Genomic DNA, 16,099 nt, shown 5'->3' with positions numbered 1-16,099 from the left:
CGTCCCCTACACAGGAGTCACGCATGAAGAAAACCGCAACCGCCGCCTGGTCGGGCGATCTGAAGACGGGCAAGGGTACGATTTCCACGCAGAGCGGCGCGCTCAAGAACCAGCCCTACGGCTTCAACACGCGCTTCGGCGACACCCCGGGCACCAACCCCGAGGAACTGCTGGGCGCGGCGCACGCCGGCTGCTTCACCATGGCGCTGTCCAACATCCTGAGCGAGGCCGGCCTGGCTCCGCAGAAGCTGGATACGCAGGCCGAGGTCACGCTGGACAAGGTCGAGGGCGGCTTTGCCATCACCGCGGTGCACCTGACCGTGGAAGCCGTGATCCCGGGCGCCAGCGCCGAAGCCTTCGACGAGGCCGCGCGCAAGGCCGAAAAGGGCTGCCCCGTCTCCAAGGTGCTGAACGCCAAGATCACCATGGACGCCAAGCTCAAGTCGTGACCGGCCGCGGCAGGCCCCGGCAGCGGGCGCGCCATTGGCCCGCCCTATCCGGGGCTTGCTGAAAATCAATTTGACGGTCATGCCAGAGATATGGAAAATGAGAACCATTCTCAGGAACTGACATGACCCGATTCATCTACGCGATTTCAGGCGGCAAGGCGGCGTACCCCCAGGACGCCCAGGTCACGGCCAACCTGCGCCGGGTGGTCGGCTCCGGCATCCTGGTGGCGGTGGGCTACATCGACCCAGGCAACTGGGCCACCGACATCGCCGGCGGCAGCGGCTTCGGCTACGGCCTGCTGCTGGTCGTGATCGCCTCGGCCCTCCTGGCGCTGGGTTTCCAGGTGCTGGTGTCGCGCCTGGCGCTGGCCACCGGCGAAGACCTGGCCACCCTCACCGCCCGCCACCTGTCGCCGCGCACCGCCAAGACGGCCTGGCTGGCCGGCGAGGCCGCCATCCTGGCCACCGCGCTAGCCGAGCTCATCGGCGGCGCCATCGCGCTGCGCCTGCTGTTCAACCTGCCGCTGCTGGGCGGCGTGGCCGTCACCGGCGTCGGCACCTTCGCCGTGCTGGCCCTGACGCGCGGCAACGCCGACCGCCACGAGCGCGTCATCGCGGTGCTGCTGTCGGTGGTGGCCGCGTCCTTCGTGTTCCTGCTGTTCAAGGCCAGCCCCGCCTGGACCGACGTGGCCCACGGCATGACGCAGACCGGCCACGCGCTGCGCGACCCGCAAGGCTTCCTGATCGCGCTGGGCATCCTGGGCGCGACGCTGATGCCGCACAACCTTTACCTGCATTCCGGTTCGCTGGCGCAGCGCGCCCGCGTGCTGCCGGCCGACGCCCGCGACTTGGCCATGCGCGTGGCGCGCAATGACACCGTGGTGTCGCTGGGCGTGGCCATGCTGATCAACTCGGCCATCATGATCGTCGCCGCCGCCTCGCTGTCCGGCTCCGGCCTGATCGTCTCCAGCCTGGACGACGCCCACGCCGTGATCGGCCAGACCCTCGGCATCGGCGCCGCCATCGTGTTCGCGGTGGCGCTGTACGCGGCCGGGCAAAGCTCCACCATCACCGGCGTGCTGGCCGGCCGCATCCTGTCGCGCGGCTTCCAGATCAACAGCGGCTGGTCCGACCGCCGCCGCGCGCTGGTCACGCGGCTGATCGCCGGCGCCATCGCCGCCGGCCTGCTGGCCTTCACCGGCGGCCAGGACCCCGACCAGTTGCTGGTGCTGAGCCAGGTCATCCTGAGCCTGGCCCTGCCCTTCGCGCTGGGCCCGCTGGTGTGGCTGGCCTGCCGCAAGCCCCTGATGGGCCGCCACGCGCTGCGCGGCGCCTGGGCCTGGGCCGCGGTCATCGCCACGGTCGGCATCATCCTGCTGGACGGCTATTTGTTAGTCGACATGGTGGTGTAAGCCTCGGCTTGCGCGGATGGCTCGTCCGGCCAGCCCGCGCCCAGGGACTTGTAGAGCGCGATCACCCCGCGCATTTCCTCCCATTGGCTCAGGGCCAGCGCGTCTCGCGCCTGGTTGACCGTGCGTTGCGCCACCAGGACCGGCAGGTAGGCGCTGAGCCCGCGCGCGTAGAGCCGGGTCGACTGGTCCAATGCCTTGCCGCTGTCGGCAACGGCCTCCTTCAGCGAGGCCTGCCGCTGGCGCTCGCTGCTCAACGCCGTCAGGGCGTCTTCCACCTCGCGCAGCGCCACCCGCACGTCGCGCTCGTAGGCCAGACGCGCCGCGTCGGCATTCGCTTGCGCCGCCGTCACGCCGGCGCGGGCCCGGCCGCCATCGTAAAGGCGCTGGCTGGCCTGCGCCCCGGCCGCCCAGGCCAGGCTGGCGCTGGAGAACAGGCTGTGAATGAGGCTGGCCGTGGTGCCAATGCCCAAGGGGATGCGGAACGTGGGCAGGCGTTCGGCTTCGGCCACGCCGATGCGGGCGGTCGCGGCCGCCAGGCGCCGTTCGTCCGCCCGCAGATCGGGACGCTGGCGCAGCACCTCGGATGGCAGTGACAACGGCAGGCGGACCGGCGCGGGCAGGACGGCCCCAGGCTCGGCCAGGGCCGCGTGCCAATCGCCGGGAAAGCCCCCCGCCAGGACGCCGATGGCGTGGCTGAATCGGGCAATATCGGCCTCCAGCAAGGGCGGCTGCGCCTCGGCCGTCTCGCGTTCAGCGCGTGCCTGCATCACCTCCGCCTGGCTGCCCAGACCTCTGCGCCGGGCCTGTTCCGCCAGTCGTTCCGCCTCGCGCAAGGTGCGCAGGTTGTCATGGGCGATGGCCAGGCGCATCTGCGTGGCGCGCAACCCCGCGTAGTGGGACACCAGCTCGGCGACCAGGCTCACCTGCAACGCCCGGTGGTCATCGGCCAGCGCCTGGATATCCGCATCGGCCGCTTCGACCGCCCTGCGCGTGCCGCCAAACAGATCCAGCTCCCAGCTCGCATCGAAGCCGACCTGCCAGGTGCGCGACTCTCCACCGGGCAGCGGACCGAGCGCCTTGCTGCTACGCCGGGCCTCGCCCGCCGCGCCGACCCCGAGCGTCGGCAAGGACGCGGAAGCGATCTGGATGCGTTCGGCGCGCGCCTGCCGCAGGCGCGCCAGCGCGATATCGAGATCCTGGTTGCGGTCCAGCGCCTGGTCGACCAGGCGGTCGAGCATGGGATCGTCGAACGCGCGCCACCAGGCGCGCAGCCCCGCCTGGTCGCGCAGGCTCTGGGCGCCCACGGCCTCGACCCAGGCGGCAGGCACCTCGACGGTGGGCGGGTGATAGTCGGGACCAACGGTGGTGCAGCCGGACGCCGCCATCACCAGCGAGGCCATGAGGGCCGCGCGGCGCAGGCCGGATCGCGGACGATTCGATTTGTGCGGCATCGTCGCCCCTCACATCCAGTGGTACAGCAACGACAGGAGGCGGCCCTGGGCAGGCGCGTCGCCTCCCGCCGTCGCCACCTCGACACTGGCCGTCATGCCGGCGGCCAGCACCAGATCCGGCGGCAACTGCTCGAACGCGACGCGCACCGGAATGCGTTGCGCCAGGCGGACCCAGCTGAAGGTCGGGGCCACGCTGGGCAGGCCCTGGGCATCGGCCTGCTGGTTGGTATCGGCGATGCCGCGCCCGATGCTCACCACCCGGCCGGCAATGATGTCATCGGACCCCATCAGGCGGATGCGCGCCGCCGCGCCGGGCCGGATGCCGCGCAGCTTGGTCTCCTCGAAATAGCCGATGATCCAGAAGCTGTGGGCGTCCACCAGCGCGATGTTGGGCTGGCCCGTCACCGCGTAGTCGCCCTTGTTCAGTTTCAACCGTGTCACATAGCCGTCAACCGGGGCCCGCAGGACGGTGCGCGCCACATCCATTTTCGCCATGTCCACAGCGACCCGCGCGCCGCGCTGCTCGGCCTCGGCGATGGCCACGGCCTGGATCGCACGCTGGATGTCTTCGGCGGGCACCAGGTTCTCCATGCCCCGCCGGCGCCGCGCGTCCTCGGTTTTCTGCCGCAACGACGCGTCCGCCGCCGCCAGTCGCGCCTCGGCCTGCGCCAGCGCCAGCTCGAAGTGGGCCGGATCGATGCGGTAGAGCACCTCGCCCTGCTTCACGTACTGATCGTCCGTCACCGGCACGTCCAGGACCGTGCCGGACACCTCCGGGGCGATGCGGACGGTCTGCGCGCTGACGCGGCCATCGCGCGTCCAGGGCGCCACGACGTAGGCGCGCCAAAGCGCGCCGACCAGCACGGCGGCGGCGATCACCGCGCACAGCGTGAAGCCGACGCGAGCCAGCAGCCTCAAGGGCAACAAACGATCAGGCAAGGGACGATCAGACATAGAGAATCAACACCGAAACGAGGCAAAGGGAAATGGCGAACTCGAACAGGCCCGGGTGCCAGACCCGGCGCAGCACGCCGCTGCGCGCGAGCACCAGGCGAACCCCGAGATAGATCGGCAGCGTCACGCACGCGTAGACGAAAAATGGCGGCAGGTAGATGCCTGCCACCGCGAACTCACTGAGCATGGGGAAGCCTCCCGGGGCGTCGAGAAAAATAATCCGCGTGGTCTTCGAGCAGCGCCGCGATATCGAGCAGCATGGCCCGCGATCGCCCGATGTCGGCGTGCGCGGCCCAATCCGCCGGCGGCAATCGCGACAGGGATTGCGCCGCCCGGCGGGCATGCCGGGCGGCCAGCCGGGGTTCGCCGGCCCGCCGCCGCATGTGGCGCAACGCCACCGCGAGCAGGCGGCGCGGCCGGGCGCCGGCGGGCATGCGCCGCCATCCCCGGCGCAGGCGCAGCAGCTCACGGCCGAGATGAATGCTGGCCAGGGCATCGGCGATGGCCCGCTCCATCGCGTCGGGCCGCGTCCTGAGCAGCGCGCCCAGTTGCGCCGTGCGATGCTGCTGCCGCCATTGCCAGGCGCGCGCGTCGGCGCGGCCGCCTCGCAAAAGGGCAAGCGCGTCATCGCGAATGGCCAGGCGCAGGCGCGCCGTGTCGCGTGACGGATTGCGCGGCAGCACGATCCGGAACCCGAGCAGCGTGAAGAAGGCCACCAGTATCCAGGCCACCGCGCCATTCAGGAACGAGGCGACGTCATAGCGCATGGGGTTGTCCGTCGCCACCAGCGTCGTGAAGGCGACGAGATAGGCGACGCCGGCCAATCCGTGGCGGGGCATGGCGCTGGCATAGACCCCGGGGAGCCAGAACAGCGCCAGCACCACCAGCAGCAGCGGCAGCCCCGAGACCTGCGGCAAGACCAGAAAGGCGCACAGGAACGCCATCACGACGGCGGCGACGGTGCCCTGAATCAACGCCACCGCGCCGAGCGCCGGATTGGGCGCGGTGGACAGCAGCCCGCAGGCCGCCGCCAGTCCCGCCAGCATCAGGTTGCCATTCGACCAGCCGGTCGCCATCCAGAAGGCGCCACCCAGCAACACGGTCAACAAGGCGCGCAGGCCGTTCTGCAGCGCGGCCCCCGTGTCGCGATGGAACGGCACCGGGACCGGCGCCGCCGCCGGCCGCCGATGCTGATGCAGGACCGCGATGCCAGCGAGGACCTCGAGGTAATCGTCGAGCTGCTCGATCAGCCGGTCGCCCGCGATCATCAGGACGGCATGCGCCTGCGGATCGCCGGTCGTTGCCGCAGCTAGTGTTTGCGCCAGTCGCGCACGCATCGCCGACAAGGACCGCGCCGCCAGGTCCGACCCGCCGGGTCCCGGATCCCGCGCCAACGCCTCGCTGGCTTGCCGCCACGCCTGCTCCCAGGCGGGCTGCAGCGCCGCCAGCGCCTGCAAGCTGGCGCCGCCTGGCCGCATCGGCGCCACGCCGCCGACCAGCGCGGAAAACAAGGACACCATGGCGCGCCGCACCGCGGCGGCGCGTCGCGCCAGGTCGGCGGACTCGGCCTTTCCCAGCGCCAGCAGGTCATCGACGGCGTAGATGTCGACGATGAGGCTGCGCCTGCCCGCATCCAGCGCCTTGCCGCCTTGCCGGCCCGCGCCTTCAAGCGCCTGGATATCCCGCGCCAGAACGCTGGCGGCGGACGCCGCCAACCGGTGCAATTGGGCCGTCAAGCGGCTGCGGGCGCCGCGGCGGCTGAAAAGCGCCGACACCACGCCCAGGCTCGCCACGCCGATCAACACGGACGCGCCGCGCCCCATCACCTGATCGAAGGTCAGCTGCGGGTTCTGCATGGCGCCATAGGCGGCCAGCCCCACGGTGTATCCCGCCAGCGTCGCGCCATAGGCGCGGAAATGGCGCAGCAGCGTCATGGCGGCCACGCAGGCCCCGAGCCACAGGCCGAACCCCAGCAGGAACAGCCACGGCATCTGGCCGAAAGCGCTCATCAGGACGAAGGCGGCCAGCATGCCGACCAGCGTGCCGATGACCCGCCATATGCCTTTGCCGATCACCGCCCCCTGCACCGGATTGATGACCAGAAGCACGCTGGAGGCCGCCGCGTAAGGCGCGTGCAGATCCAGTACAAAGGCCAGGACGAGCGCCAGCCAGGCCGCCAGAATCGAGCGCATCACATAGGTGGCGCGCGGGGTCGTCAGGTCGAGGCATTGCAGCGCGCGCACCGCCCCTGCCCGGAGCGACAGGAGGCTGGGGCAGGACCGCGCTGCCGCCGCGGCGGATACGTTCGTTGAACGCACGATGAGACTCTTCAATGGTGATTCAGACGCACCACTGTAGAGACCGCCATGCGTGCGGAAAAGTGAATTTATCGCACTGGCATGATTGCGCTCGACGCACTTACCGGCGCGCGCCCTCCGTCGCGCGACGAGACGTCAGCGCCCCTGTCGCGCCTCGCCGCTGCACAGGGCGTGGATCGTCTGCCGCAGCCACTGATGGGCGGGGTCACCCTCCTGGCGCGGGTGCCAGGCCTGCGTCAACAAAGCGGTTTCCAGGGGCATCGGCAAGTCGAACAGGCGGATGCGCAGGCCCGCGGCAAGCGCGCCGCTGGCGAGGTGGCGGGGCAATGGCAGCAGCAGGTCCGAATCCTGCAGCGCGAACAGCGCCGTGTAGGGGCTCGACACGACCAGGGCGACATGGCGGCGCAGGCCGTGCGCCTCCAGGGCGGTGTCGATCGGCGCCACGGACTTGCCGCGCCGCGACACGTTGATGTGCTCCCAGCGGGTCAGGCGCTCGGGCGTGATCTCATCGTCGAAAATCGGGTGATGCTCGCGGGCGACGCCGACAAAAGTGGTGGTGAACAGCGACTGCACGCGGATCTCCGGGCCGAGCTTGCGCGACCCGCTGATGAACAGATCGATGCGGCCGCTGCGCAGCGCCTCGTCATCGACGTCATCCTCTTCCGGCGAAAAGCGCAGCGTGGCGCGCGGCATTTCGGTCGCCATGGCGTCCAGCAGCTGCCCCAGGTGAACGCTGACGAACTCGTCGGTGGCGCGGACGTTGAAACGCCGGTCGAGGGATTTCAGGTCGATCGCGGCGCCGGCCTCGAACACCTGCGTGGCCTGTTCGAGCGCCGCGCGCACCTGCTCGCGCAGCGCGAGCGCCTTGGGGGTGGGCATGAGCTTTCGGCCCACCTGCACGAACACCGGATCGCCCAGGGCTTCGCGGATGCGGCCCAGGGTGCGGCTCATCGCCGGCGGGCTCAGGTTCATGCGGCGCGCCGCGCCAATGACACTGCCCTCATCCAGCAACGCATCCAACGCCAGCAGCAGGTTGAGATCCGGACGCGCCATGACGGCTCCCGATGAATGATCAAGACGCAATCATAGGGCAGCATCCCATGACGTTGCCGGCATCAATGAAAAACGCCAGCGATTGCTGGCGTTTTTTTCCGGCGCAGGCCTGGGTTCAACGGCGGGCGGAGATCACCGGATGCTGGCGGCGGCCGGCGTCCATGTCGTGCAGCACTTCGCCGACAGCGCCGCCAAAGCGGCGCAGGCGCAGCTTGAGCCGGCGCCAGCCGGTGCGCGAGAACGGGCCGGACAGGGTTTCCGCCTTGATGGCCTCGCGGATCAGGGACCGCTCCAGCGCATCCGACATGCGGGCATTTTTCAACGCGGTATCGCTCATGATTCTCTCCTTGAGAAAGCGCGATGGGGGAACAGCACGAATTCATCTTAGATCCGCGCATGCTGCGTTGCAATAAAAATGCCTAGCATTATTTTCGCCGTTGCGGAATGGGTACAAACACCACCACAACGGTGCATCCGGCACCATATCTGGCACCAGTATTGTGCAGTGCAAAAACCTATCGCCGCCCCAGATGCGCGTCGATCAGCAGGTCGGCCATGTCGGCCACCCGGGCCGCCGGACCGCCCTCGCCGAACAACTGGCTGGACACGAAGGCGCCCTCGATCAGCAGCAGCAACCCATCGCCCAGCCTGGCGGGATCGGGCGCCCCCATCTCGGCGGCCATGGCGGCCAGGCGCCGGCGCAGCTCGACCTTGTGCTCGACCGCGACCACCCGCGCCGGATGGCCGGCCTCGGGATATTCCACCGCCGCGTTGGTCAGTCCGCAGCCGCGATAGCCGTTCTGCACCGCGCGCACGCTCAGGCCCGACAGATAGGCCCGCAACCCCGCCTGGGGATCGCCGGGATGCGCGTCGCAGGCAGCGTTGAAGCGCCCCCAGAACTCGGCGTCGTAGTCGCGCAGGTAGACCGCGGCCAGTTCGTCCTTGGACGAAAAGCTGCGGTACAGGCTGGGCTTGGTGACGCCGGCCTGGTTGACGATGGCGTCCACGCCCACCGCCCGGATGCCGTCGCGGTAGAACATCTCGCGCGCCGTCTTGCGGATGCGATCCGCCGCCAGGAGCGGCTTCACGGGAGTATCGGCGGCGGCTTTCTTGCCGCCCGCCGGGGATTTGCTGGCCATGACTGGAACTCCTCACTGAGACCGGCCGGCAAGGCCGGCCGCCCTGAAAACAGGGTCGTCAAAATAACACTTGACGATGTTACTAACCGGTACGTACTATTCGCAAACCAAATTACGTACCGGTCAGTAACATGAGTATAGCCCAACCCCCCATCCCCTTCCGCCGCGCCGGCCAGAAGTACGCGTTCGTCGTGGTCGCTGTCGTCTTCCTGGCCTTGCTGGTATCGGCCGGCCTGCGCTCTTCGCCCAGCGTGCTGCTGGTGCCGCTGGAGGAAAACTTCGGCTGGAACCGCAGCACCACCTCGTTCGCCGCCGCCGTCGGCATCTTCCTGTATGGCCTGGTCGGGCCGTTCGCCGCGGCCGCCATGGAACGCTTCGGCCTGCGCCGCGTGCTGATCGCCGCCCTGTCGTTGATGGCCGCCTCCAGCGCCATCAGCGCCTACATGACCCAGCCGTGGCACCTGCTGATGACCTGGGGCGTGTTCTCGGGCATCGGCTCGGGCGCCGTTGCCGTGGTCATGGGCGCGACCGTGGTCAACCGCTGGTTCACCAAGCACCGCGGCCTGATGATGGGCCTGCTGACGGCCAGCACCGCCACCGGCACGCTGATCTTCCTGCCGCTGCTGGCGGCGCTGGCGTCGTCGGGCGACTGGACCCGCGTGGTGTGGACCGTGGCCGCCGCCGCCGCCGCGCTGGTGCCGCTGGCGTGGTGGCTGGTGCCCGACCGCCCCGCCAGCGTCGGCCTGGTGCCGTTCGGCAGCGATCCGCATGCGCCGCCCGCGCCCGCGGCGCCACGCACCGGCATGATCGCCGCCACCTTTGGCGCGCTGGCGCGCGCCGCCAAGACCCGCACCTTCTGGTTCCTGTTCGCCACCTTCTTCATCTGCGGCTTCACCACCAACGGCCTGGTCGGCACGCACCTGATCGCGCTCTGCGGCGACCATGGCATGCCCGAAGTGCAGGCCGCCGGCCTGCTGGCGATCATGGGCATCTTCGACCTGTTCGGCACCACCGCCTCGGGCTGGCTGACCGACCGCTACGATCCGCGCAAGCTGCTGTTCGTCTATTACGGACTGCGCGGCCTGGCGCTGATCTACCTGCCCTACTCCGACTTCTCGTTCTACAGCCTGGCGATCTTCGCGGTGTTCTTCGGCCTGGACTGGATCGCCACCGTGCCGCCCACGCTGCGCCTGGCCACCGAAGCCTTCGGCGACCGCGAGGCGCCCATCGTGTTCGGCTGGATCGTCGCCGGCCACCAGCTGGGGGCGGCCAGCGCGGCCTGGATGGCGGGTGTGGTGCGCCAATCGCAAGGCAGCTACCTGATGGCCTTCGTCGCGGCCGGCGCCACCGGCCTGATCGCCGCCGTCATCGCGCTGCTGATTGGCCGCGAGCGGGCCGTGCCGCAGCCGGCCTGAGCCGGCCTTCCCGCCAGCGCGCCGCCGGCGATGCCGCCCCGTTGACGCCCGCGCCGCCGATTTGATAGGATGGCGGCACTTTGAAAACGCCCTCCCGGTCCGCCGGGAGGGCGTTTCGTTTTCGTTCCCCTCACACAAGGAAACCTGGAATGAAGACGTCCCCTGAAATCCATCCCGGCTCGCATGCCGGCCTCGGCTACGCGCGCCATGGCAATGGCCCGATTGCGGTGCTGGTCCTGCACGACTGGCTCGGCGACCACGGCAACTACGACGCCGTCATGCCCTGGCTCGACGGCGACGCGTTCACCTACGTGTTCGCCGATCTGCGCGGCTACGGCCTGTCCATCGAACTGACCGGCGCCTGCACGGTCGAGGAAATCGCCGCCGACTGCCTCGCGCTCGCCGACCGGCTCGGCTGGCAACGATTCCACGTCATCGGCCACTCGATGACCGGCATGATCACGCAGCGGCTGGCGGCGGACGCGCCGTCGCGCGTCATCAGCGCCATTGCGGTATGCCCCGTCTCGGCCACCGGCAACCGACTGGGCCCGGAAGCCCTGGCGTTCTTCGCCAGCACGGCCGATGACGACGAGGCCTTGCGGCGGCTGTTCCAGTTCGTCTCCGGCGGCCTGTCCGACGCCTGGGCGCGGGCCAAGGTGCGGCACAACCGCGCGACCGTGGCGCCCGCCTGCCGGCACAAGTACCTGGACATGCTGGTGACGGCGGATTTCGTCGACGCCGTGCGCGGACTCGATACGCCGTTCCTGGTCGTGGTCGGCGACCAGGATCCGGGAATCGACGCGCAAGCGATGCAAGGCACCTTCCTGGCCTGGCATCCCAACGCGACGCTGCACGTCATCGCGCATTGCGGCCATTACCCGATGCAGGAGCGCCCGCCCGCCTTCGCCGCCCTCATCGAAGGCTTCCTGAAGCGCCACGCCGCCTGATCCAGAGGCACGAAAAAAAGCCCGGCATGGCCGGGCTTTTTCATTGCGACAAACGGACGGGCCTAGGCCTCTTCCACTTCCCCCAGGTACGCGGCGCGCACCTTGGGATCGTGCAGCATGTCGCGGGCCGGACCCGACAAGGTGATCTCGCCGGACTCCATCACGTAACCGCGATGACTGTTCTCCAGCGCCAGGCGGGCGTTCTGCTCGATCAGCAGGATCGTCACGCCTTCGCTGGCGATGGTGCGCACCACCTCGAAGACCTTCTCGACCATCAGTGGCGCCAGGCCCATCGAGGGCTCGTCCAGCAGCAGCAGCCTGGGGCGCGCGATCATCGCGCGGCCCATGGCCACCATCTGCTGCTCGCCGCCCGACAGCGTGCCGGCCGCCTGCTTGCGGCGTTCGGCCAGGCGCGGGAACAGCGTGAACACGCGGTCGGTGTCCTGCCGCACCTGCGCGGCATCGCGCCGGATGTAGGCGCCCATCGCCAGGTTTTCCTCGATGGTGAGCTGGCCGAAGATACCGCGGCCCTCCGGCACCATCACCAGGCCCTGGCGCACCAGCTCGTGCGACTTGCGGCCGCCGATGGACTGGCCGTCGTAGACCACTTCGCCGCCGGCCAGCGGCACCAGGCCGCAGATGGCGCGCAGGGTCGTGCTCTTGCCGGCGCCGTTGGCGCCGATCAGGCACACCAGTTCGCCTTCGTCCACGCGCAGGTCGATGCCGCGCACCGCGCGGATGCCGCCGTACGCGACCTGCAGGCCGCGCAGTTCCAGTAGGGGTTTGCTTGCCGTCGTCATGCCGGGCGCTCCTGATGAATCAGCGGATCCTGGGCGGCGCCCGCGCCCAGATACGCTTCAATGACCTTGGGGTCGCGCTGCACCTGGGCCGGTTTGCCCATGGCCAGCACCTTGCCGTATTCCAGCACCAGCACGCGATCACACAGGCCCATGACCAGCTTCATGTCGTGCTCGATCAGCAGCACCGTGACGCCGTCGTCGCGGATCTTCTCGATCAGCTTGCGCAGCACCACGGTTTCCGAGGCGTTCATGCCAGCGGCCGGTTCGTCCAGCGCCAGCAGCTTGGGATCGGTCGCCAATGCGCGCGCGATTTCCAGGCGGCGCTGGTCGCCGTACGGCAGCGAACGCGCCACGTCGTTGGCGCGGTGGCCGATGCCGACGTAGTCCAGCAGTTCCTGGGCGCGGGCCTCGATGGCGGCTTCCTCGGCGCGCGTGCCGCGGGTGCGGAACACCGCGCCCAGCACGCCGGCGCGGGTGCGCAGGTGGCGACCGATCATGACGTTCTCGATCGCGCTCAGGTTGGCGAACAGGCGGATGTTCTGGAAGGTCCGCGCCAGGCCGGCGTGCGCCACCTCGTGCGGCTTCTTGCCCGACATCGAGACACCGTTGAAGGTGCAGCTGCCGTCTTCCGGGATGTAGAGGCCCGTGAGCACGTTGAACAGCGTGGTCTTGCCCGCGCCGTTGGGGCCGATCAGGCCGTAGATCTCGCCCTGCTCGATGTCGAAGCTGACGTCCGACAAGGCCTGCAGGCCGCCGAAGCGTTTGCCCAGTCCCTGGGCTTGCAGCAGTTTGCTCATGCCGCGCCTCCCTGGGTCTTGGTGGCCAGCTCGCGCTTGCGCACGGCGGACGGCCACAGGCCGGCGGGACGGAACAGCATCACGCACACCATCGCCAGGCCGAACAGCAGCATGCGGATGCCCTCGGGATCCAGCACCACCGCGCCGAACAGCATGTGCTGCACCGGCTCGACCACGGCGCGCAGGAATTCCGGCAGCGCGGCCAGGATCAGCGCGCCCAGGATCACGCCCGGGATGTGGCCCATGCCGCCCAGCACCACCATGCACAGGATCGAGATCGATTCCATCAGCGAGAAGCTCTCGGGGCTGACGAAGCCCTGCATCGACGCGAACAGCGCGCCCGCCACGCCGCCGAACGAGGCGCCCATGGCGAAGGCCAGCAGCTTGATGTTGCGGGTGTTGATGCCCATCGCCTTGGCGGCGATCTCGTCTTCGCGGATGGCTTCCCAGGCGCGGCCGATGCGCGAGTTCTGCAGCCGCACGCACACCAGGATGATGATGAGCGTCAGCGCCAGCAGCAGGTAGTAGTACTTCTCCGGCCCGGTCACGCGGATGCCTAGCAGGCTCTCGGTGCGGCCGAAGGCGAACTCGCCCACCTTGAAGGTGTCGATGCGGTTGATGCCCTGCGGACCGTTGGTGATGTTGACCGGCGCGTTCAGGTTGTTCAGGAAGATGCGGATGATCTCGCCGAAGCCCAGCGTCACGATGGCCAGGTAGTCGCCACGCAATTTCAGCGTCGGCGCCCCTAGCAGCACCCCGAACAGGCACGCCACCGCCAGCGCGATCGGCAGGATCGCCCAGAACGGCAGGTGCAGGCCGAAGTGCGGCGAGGCCAGCAGCGCCCAGGTGTAGGCGCCCACCGCGTAGAACGCGATGTAGCCCAGGTCCAGCAGGCCGGCGAAGCCCACCACGATGTTCAGGCCCAGCGACAGCATCACGTACAGCAGCGCGAAGTTGAGGATGCGGACCCAGCTCTGGCCGGCCATGCCGATCACGAACGGCAGCACCGCCAGCACGATGCCGATCAGCGCGATGCCGATCAGGTTGCGGGTCGACAGCCCGCTGTTTTTCAGGGTGGCGCTCATGCGCGGTCCCCCACACGTTCGCCCAGCAGGCCGGACGGACGGAAAATCAGCACCAGCACCAGCACGAAGAACGCGAACACGTCCTGGTAGTGGCTGCCCAGGAAGCCGCCGGTCAGGTCGCCGATGTAGCCGGCGCCCAGCGATTCGATGATGCCCAGCAGCAGGCCGCCCGCCATGGCGCCGACCAGGTTGCCGATGCCGCCCAGCACCGCGGCCGTGAAGGCCTTCAGGCCCAGCATGAAGCCCATGGTGTATTGCGACACGCCGTAGTAGGTGGCGACCATCATGCCGGCCACGGCGGCCAGCGCCGAACCGATCAGGAACGCCGCCGAAATCACGGTGTTGATGTTCACGCCCATCAGGCCGGCCACTTCGCGGTTCTGCGCGGTGGCGCGCATGGCGGTGCCCAGGCGCGTCTTGTGCACCACGGCCAGCAGCCCGCCCATGATCAGCGCGGCGATCGCGACGATGGCGACCTGCAGCGTGCTCATGCGGGCGCCGAAGATCTCGAACACCTGCGGCGTCAGCACCTGCGGGAAGTTCAGGTAGTTGCGGCCCCAGCCCATCATCGCCACGTTCTGCAGGATGATCGAGACGCCGATGGCGGTGATCAGGGCGGCCAGGCGCGGGGCGCGGCGCAGCGGCCGGTAGGCCACGCGCTCGGCGGTCCAGCCCACGGCCATGCACAGCGGCACGGACACCAGCAGGCCCAGGCCCAGCACCAGGAAGGCGGACGCGGACGGGTCGCCGCCGACCAGCGAGATGGCGATCGTGGTCGCCGCCATCGCGCCGATCATGACGACGTCGCCATGCGCGAAGTTGATCAGCCCGATGATGCCGTACACCATGGTGTAGCCAAGGGCGACCAGGGCGTACACGCTGCCTAGCGTGACGCCGTTAATCAGTTGTTGAATGAAGATATCCATAGGGGCCGCAGAATAAGCCTGGAAAAATCACGCGAGTATCGGATACGGCGCGGCCCGGGGGGCCGCCTTCGCGCAGATCACCGCCACGCCGGGCGGCGCGCGCGGGGTCAAGATGGCCAGGCGCGGCGGCGCCGCGTCCTGGCCGGGTCAGGCAACCTTAGTTGGCCTGGCTGACCATCGTTTCAACCATCTCCCACTTGCCATTCTTGACTTCGTAGATGGTGACGGAGATTTCCTTCAGGTCGCCGTTCTTGTCGTAGGCGATGTGCTCGCTGGTCGCGCCCTTGCGGTTCAGCTTGGCCAGTTCCGGCAGGTACTTCTCGGGCTTGGCCGAACCGGCGGCTTCGATGGCGCTGATCATGTTCCAGGCGCCGTCATAGGCGTACGGCGCGTAGACGCCGGGAGCCTTCTTGAAGCGCGCCTGGTAGCGCTGCTCGAAGTCCTTGCCCGCGGCCATCTTGTCCAGCGGCACGCCGGCCAGCGAGGCGAAGGTGCCGTCGGCGGCGTCGCCGGCCAGCTTGATGAAGGTGTCGCTGCGGGTCATTTCACCCGAGACCAGCGGCGCCTTCAGGCCGAGAGTGGCCAGCTGGCGCTTCATCGGGCCGGACTGCGCGTCCAGGCCGCCATAGAAGATGGCGTCGGGCGCCGAGCCCTTGATGTTGGTCAGGATGGCCGTGAAGTCGTTGGCCTTGTCCGTCGTGTACTCGCGGCGCACCACCTGGCCGCCGGCGGCCTTGACGGCCTTCTCGACCTCGTCGGCCAGGCCCTGGCCGTAGGCGGTGCGGTCGTCGATGATGGCGACCTTCTTGGCCTTCAGGCTCTGCACCATGAACTTGCCGACCGCGGCGCCCTGCTGGGTGTCGCTGGTCATCATGCGGAAGGTGGTTTCGTAGCCTTGCTTGGTGTACTCGGGCGAGGTCGCCATGGCGATCTGCGGCAGGCCGGCTTCGTGGTAGACGCGCGACGCGGGGATCGTGGTGCCCGAATTGAAGTGGCCCAGGATGCCGACGACATTCTCGTCGACCAGCTGCTGCGCGACCTGCACGCCGACGCGCGGGTCAGCCTGGTCATCGCGCGACACCAGCACGAACTTGGCGGGCTGGCCGTCGATCTTGATGCCCTTCTTGTTGGCTTCTTCCAAGGCCAGGTTCAGGCCGTTCTGCATGTCCTCGCCGTAGTGCGACTGGGGACCGGTCAGGGGCGCGGCAAAGCCAAACTTGATGTCGGCGGCCTGCGCGGCGGCGGCCATGCCGACCGCGGCGATGCTGGCGGCGACAAGCTTCAAAGTGGTGCGAAACTTCATTGGAATCCTCCGGTATGTCGGATGTGGCTTTGTTATACCTGGGCTTTTGG

The 16,099-nt window shown here is 68.9% G+C and carries 16 protein-coding genes; 4 read left to right on the top strand and 12 right to left on the bottom strand.

The features are described from left to right. Positions 1 to 23: 23 nt before the first annotated feature. Entirely contained in the window at positions 24 to 449 is a 426-nt protein-coding gene (locus I6I07_RS19035) for an OsmC family protein (protein ID WP_006395999.1), read from the top strand. A 122-nt stretch (positions 450 to 571) separates the two neighbouring features. Further along, complete coding sequence (locus tag I6I07_RS19030) at positions 572 to 1,861, top strand: Nramp family divalent metal transporter (RefSeq protein ID WP_198483260.1); 1,290 nt, start codon at positions 572 to 574, stop codon at positions 1,859 to 1,861. Here the strand turns inward: I6I07_RS19030 and I6I07_RS19025 are convergent. From I6I07_RS19025 to I6I07_RS18995, 7 genes are all read right to left on the bottom strand, one after another. Beyond that, complete coding sequence (locus I6I07_RS19025) at positions 1,834 to 3,312, bottom strand: efflux transporter outer membrane subunit (protein ID WP_198483259.1); 1,479 nt, start codon at positions 3,310 to 3,312, stop codon at positions 1,834 to 1,836. The two genes, I6I07_RS19030 and I6I07_RS19025, sit on opposite strands and share 28 nt — an antisense overlap. A 9-nt stretch (positions 3,313 to 3,321) precedes the next feature. Then, positions 3,322 to 4,251 carry a biotin/lipoyl-binding protein gene (locus tag I6I07_RS19020; protein ID WP_420094509.1) on the bottom strand — a complete coding sequence of 310 codons (930 nt, stop codon included), beginning with the start codon at positions 4,249 to 4,251 and terminating at the stop codon, positions 3,322 to 3,324. A 7-nt stretch (positions 4,252 to 4,258) separates the two neighbouring features. After that, complete coding sequence (locus I6I07_RS19015; RefSeq protein WP_198483258.1) at positions 4,259 to 4,453, bottom strand: DUF1656 domain-containing protein; 195 nt, start codon at positions 4,451 to 4,453, stop codon at positions 4,259 to 4,261. Next, positions 4,443 to 6,584: an FUSC family protein gene (locus I6I07_RS19010; RefSeq protein ID WP_232625652.1), complete on the bottom strand. Its 2,142-nt coding sequence runs from the start codon at positions 6,582 to 6,584 to the stop codon at positions 4,443 to 4,445. The genes I6I07_RS19015 and I6I07_RS19010 overlap by 11 nt, the downstream gene beginning before the upstream one ends. 135 nt (positions 6,585 to 6,719) lie before the next feature. Further along, a complete protein-coding gene (locus I6I07_RS19005) occupies positions 6,720 to 7,637 on the bottom strand; it encodes a LysR family transcriptional regulator (RefSeq protein ID WP_198483257.1) in 918 nt (305 codons plus the stop codon). 115 nt (positions 7,638 to 7,752) lie between these two features. Beyond that, a complete protein-coding gene (locus I6I07_RS19000) occupies positions 7,753 to 7,974 on the bottom strand; it encodes a hypothetical protein (protein ID WP_006396009.1) in 222 nt (73 codons plus the stop codon). A gap of 178 nt (positions 7,975 to 8,152) precedes the next feature. Beyond that, entirely contained in the window at positions 8,153 to 8,776 is a 624-nt protein-coding gene (locus I6I07_RS18995) for a TetR/AcrR family transcriptional regulator (RefSeq protein ID WP_232625651.1), read from the bottom strand. 131 nt (positions 8,777 to 8,907) lie between these two features. On the opposite strand from I6I07_RS18995, the gene I6I07_RS18990 reads away from it, so the two are divergent. Both I6I07_RS18990 and I6I07_RS18985 read left to right on the top strand, forming a co-directional pair. Further along, positions 8,908 to 10,191, top strand: a complete 1,284-nt coding sequence (locus I6I07_RS18990; RefSeq protein ID WP_198483256.1) for an MFS transporter — start codon at positions 8,908 to 8,910, stop codon at positions 10,189 to 10,191. A gap of 149 nt (positions 10,192 to 10,340) precedes the next feature. Continuing rightward, a complete protein-coding gene (locus I6I07_RS18985) occupies positions 10,341 to 11,138 on the top strand; it encodes an alpha/beta fold hydrolase (protein ID WP_198483255.1) in 798 nt (265 codons plus the stop codon). 62 nt (positions 11,139 to 11,200) lie between these two features. Here the strand turns inward: I6I07_RS18985 and I6I07_RS18980 are convergent, their stop codons facing one another. The 5 genes from I6I07_RS18980 to I6I07_RS18960 form a co-directional block, all read right to left on the bottom strand. Then, positions 11,201 to 11,938, bottom strand: coding sequence for an ABC transporter ATP-binding protein (locus tag I6I07_RS18980; protein WP_198483254.1), 738 nt, complete (start codon positions 11,936 to 11,938; stop codon positions 11,201 to 11,203). Next, positions 11,935 to 12,735: an ABC transporter ATP-binding protein gene (locus I6I07_RS18975; RefSeq protein ID WP_006396014.1), complete on the bottom strand. Its 801-nt coding sequence runs from the start codon at positions 12,733 to 12,735 to the stop codon at positions 11,935 to 11,937. The genes I6I07_RS18980 and I6I07_RS18975 overlap by 4 nt, the downstream gene beginning before the upstream one ends. Further along, complete coding sequence (locus I6I07_RS18970) at positions 12,732 to 13,820, bottom strand: ABC transporter permease subunit (RefSeq protein ID WP_198483253.1); 1,089 nt, start codon at positions 13,818 to 13,820, stop codon at positions 12,732 to 12,734. The genes I6I07_RS18975 and I6I07_RS18970 overlap by 4 nt, the downstream gene beginning before the upstream one ends. Then, positions 13,817 to 14,668 (bottom strand): branched-chain amino acid ABC transporter permease, encoded by an 852-nt coding sequence (locus tag I6I07_RS18965; protein ID WP_420094591.1) that lies wholly within the window; start codon positions 14,666 to 14,668, stop codon positions 13,817 to 13,819. Before I6I07_RS18965 ends, I6I07_RS18970 begins: the two co-directional genes overlap by 4 nt. A 235-nt stretch (positions 14,669 to 14,903) precedes the next feature. Beyond that, positions 14,904 to 16,049 carry a branched-chain amino acid ABC transporter substrate-binding protein gene (locus I6I07_RS18960; RefSeq protein ID WP_198483251.1) on the bottom strand — a complete coding sequence of 382 codons (1,146 nt, stop codon included), beginning with the start codon at positions 16,047 to 16,049 and terminating at the stop codon, positions 14,904 to 14,906. Between the last annotated feature and the right edge of the window lie 50 nt (positions 16,050 to 16,099).

This window comes from Achromobacter deleyi, assembly GCF_016127315.1.
Lineage (GTDB): Bacteria > Pseudomonadota > Gammaproteobacteria > Burkholderiales > Burkholderiaceae_B > Achromobacter > Achromobacter insuavis_A.
The sequence above is the reverse complement of the archived record's forward strand: the minus strand, read 5'-3'. Positions and strand labels throughout refer to the sequence as shown.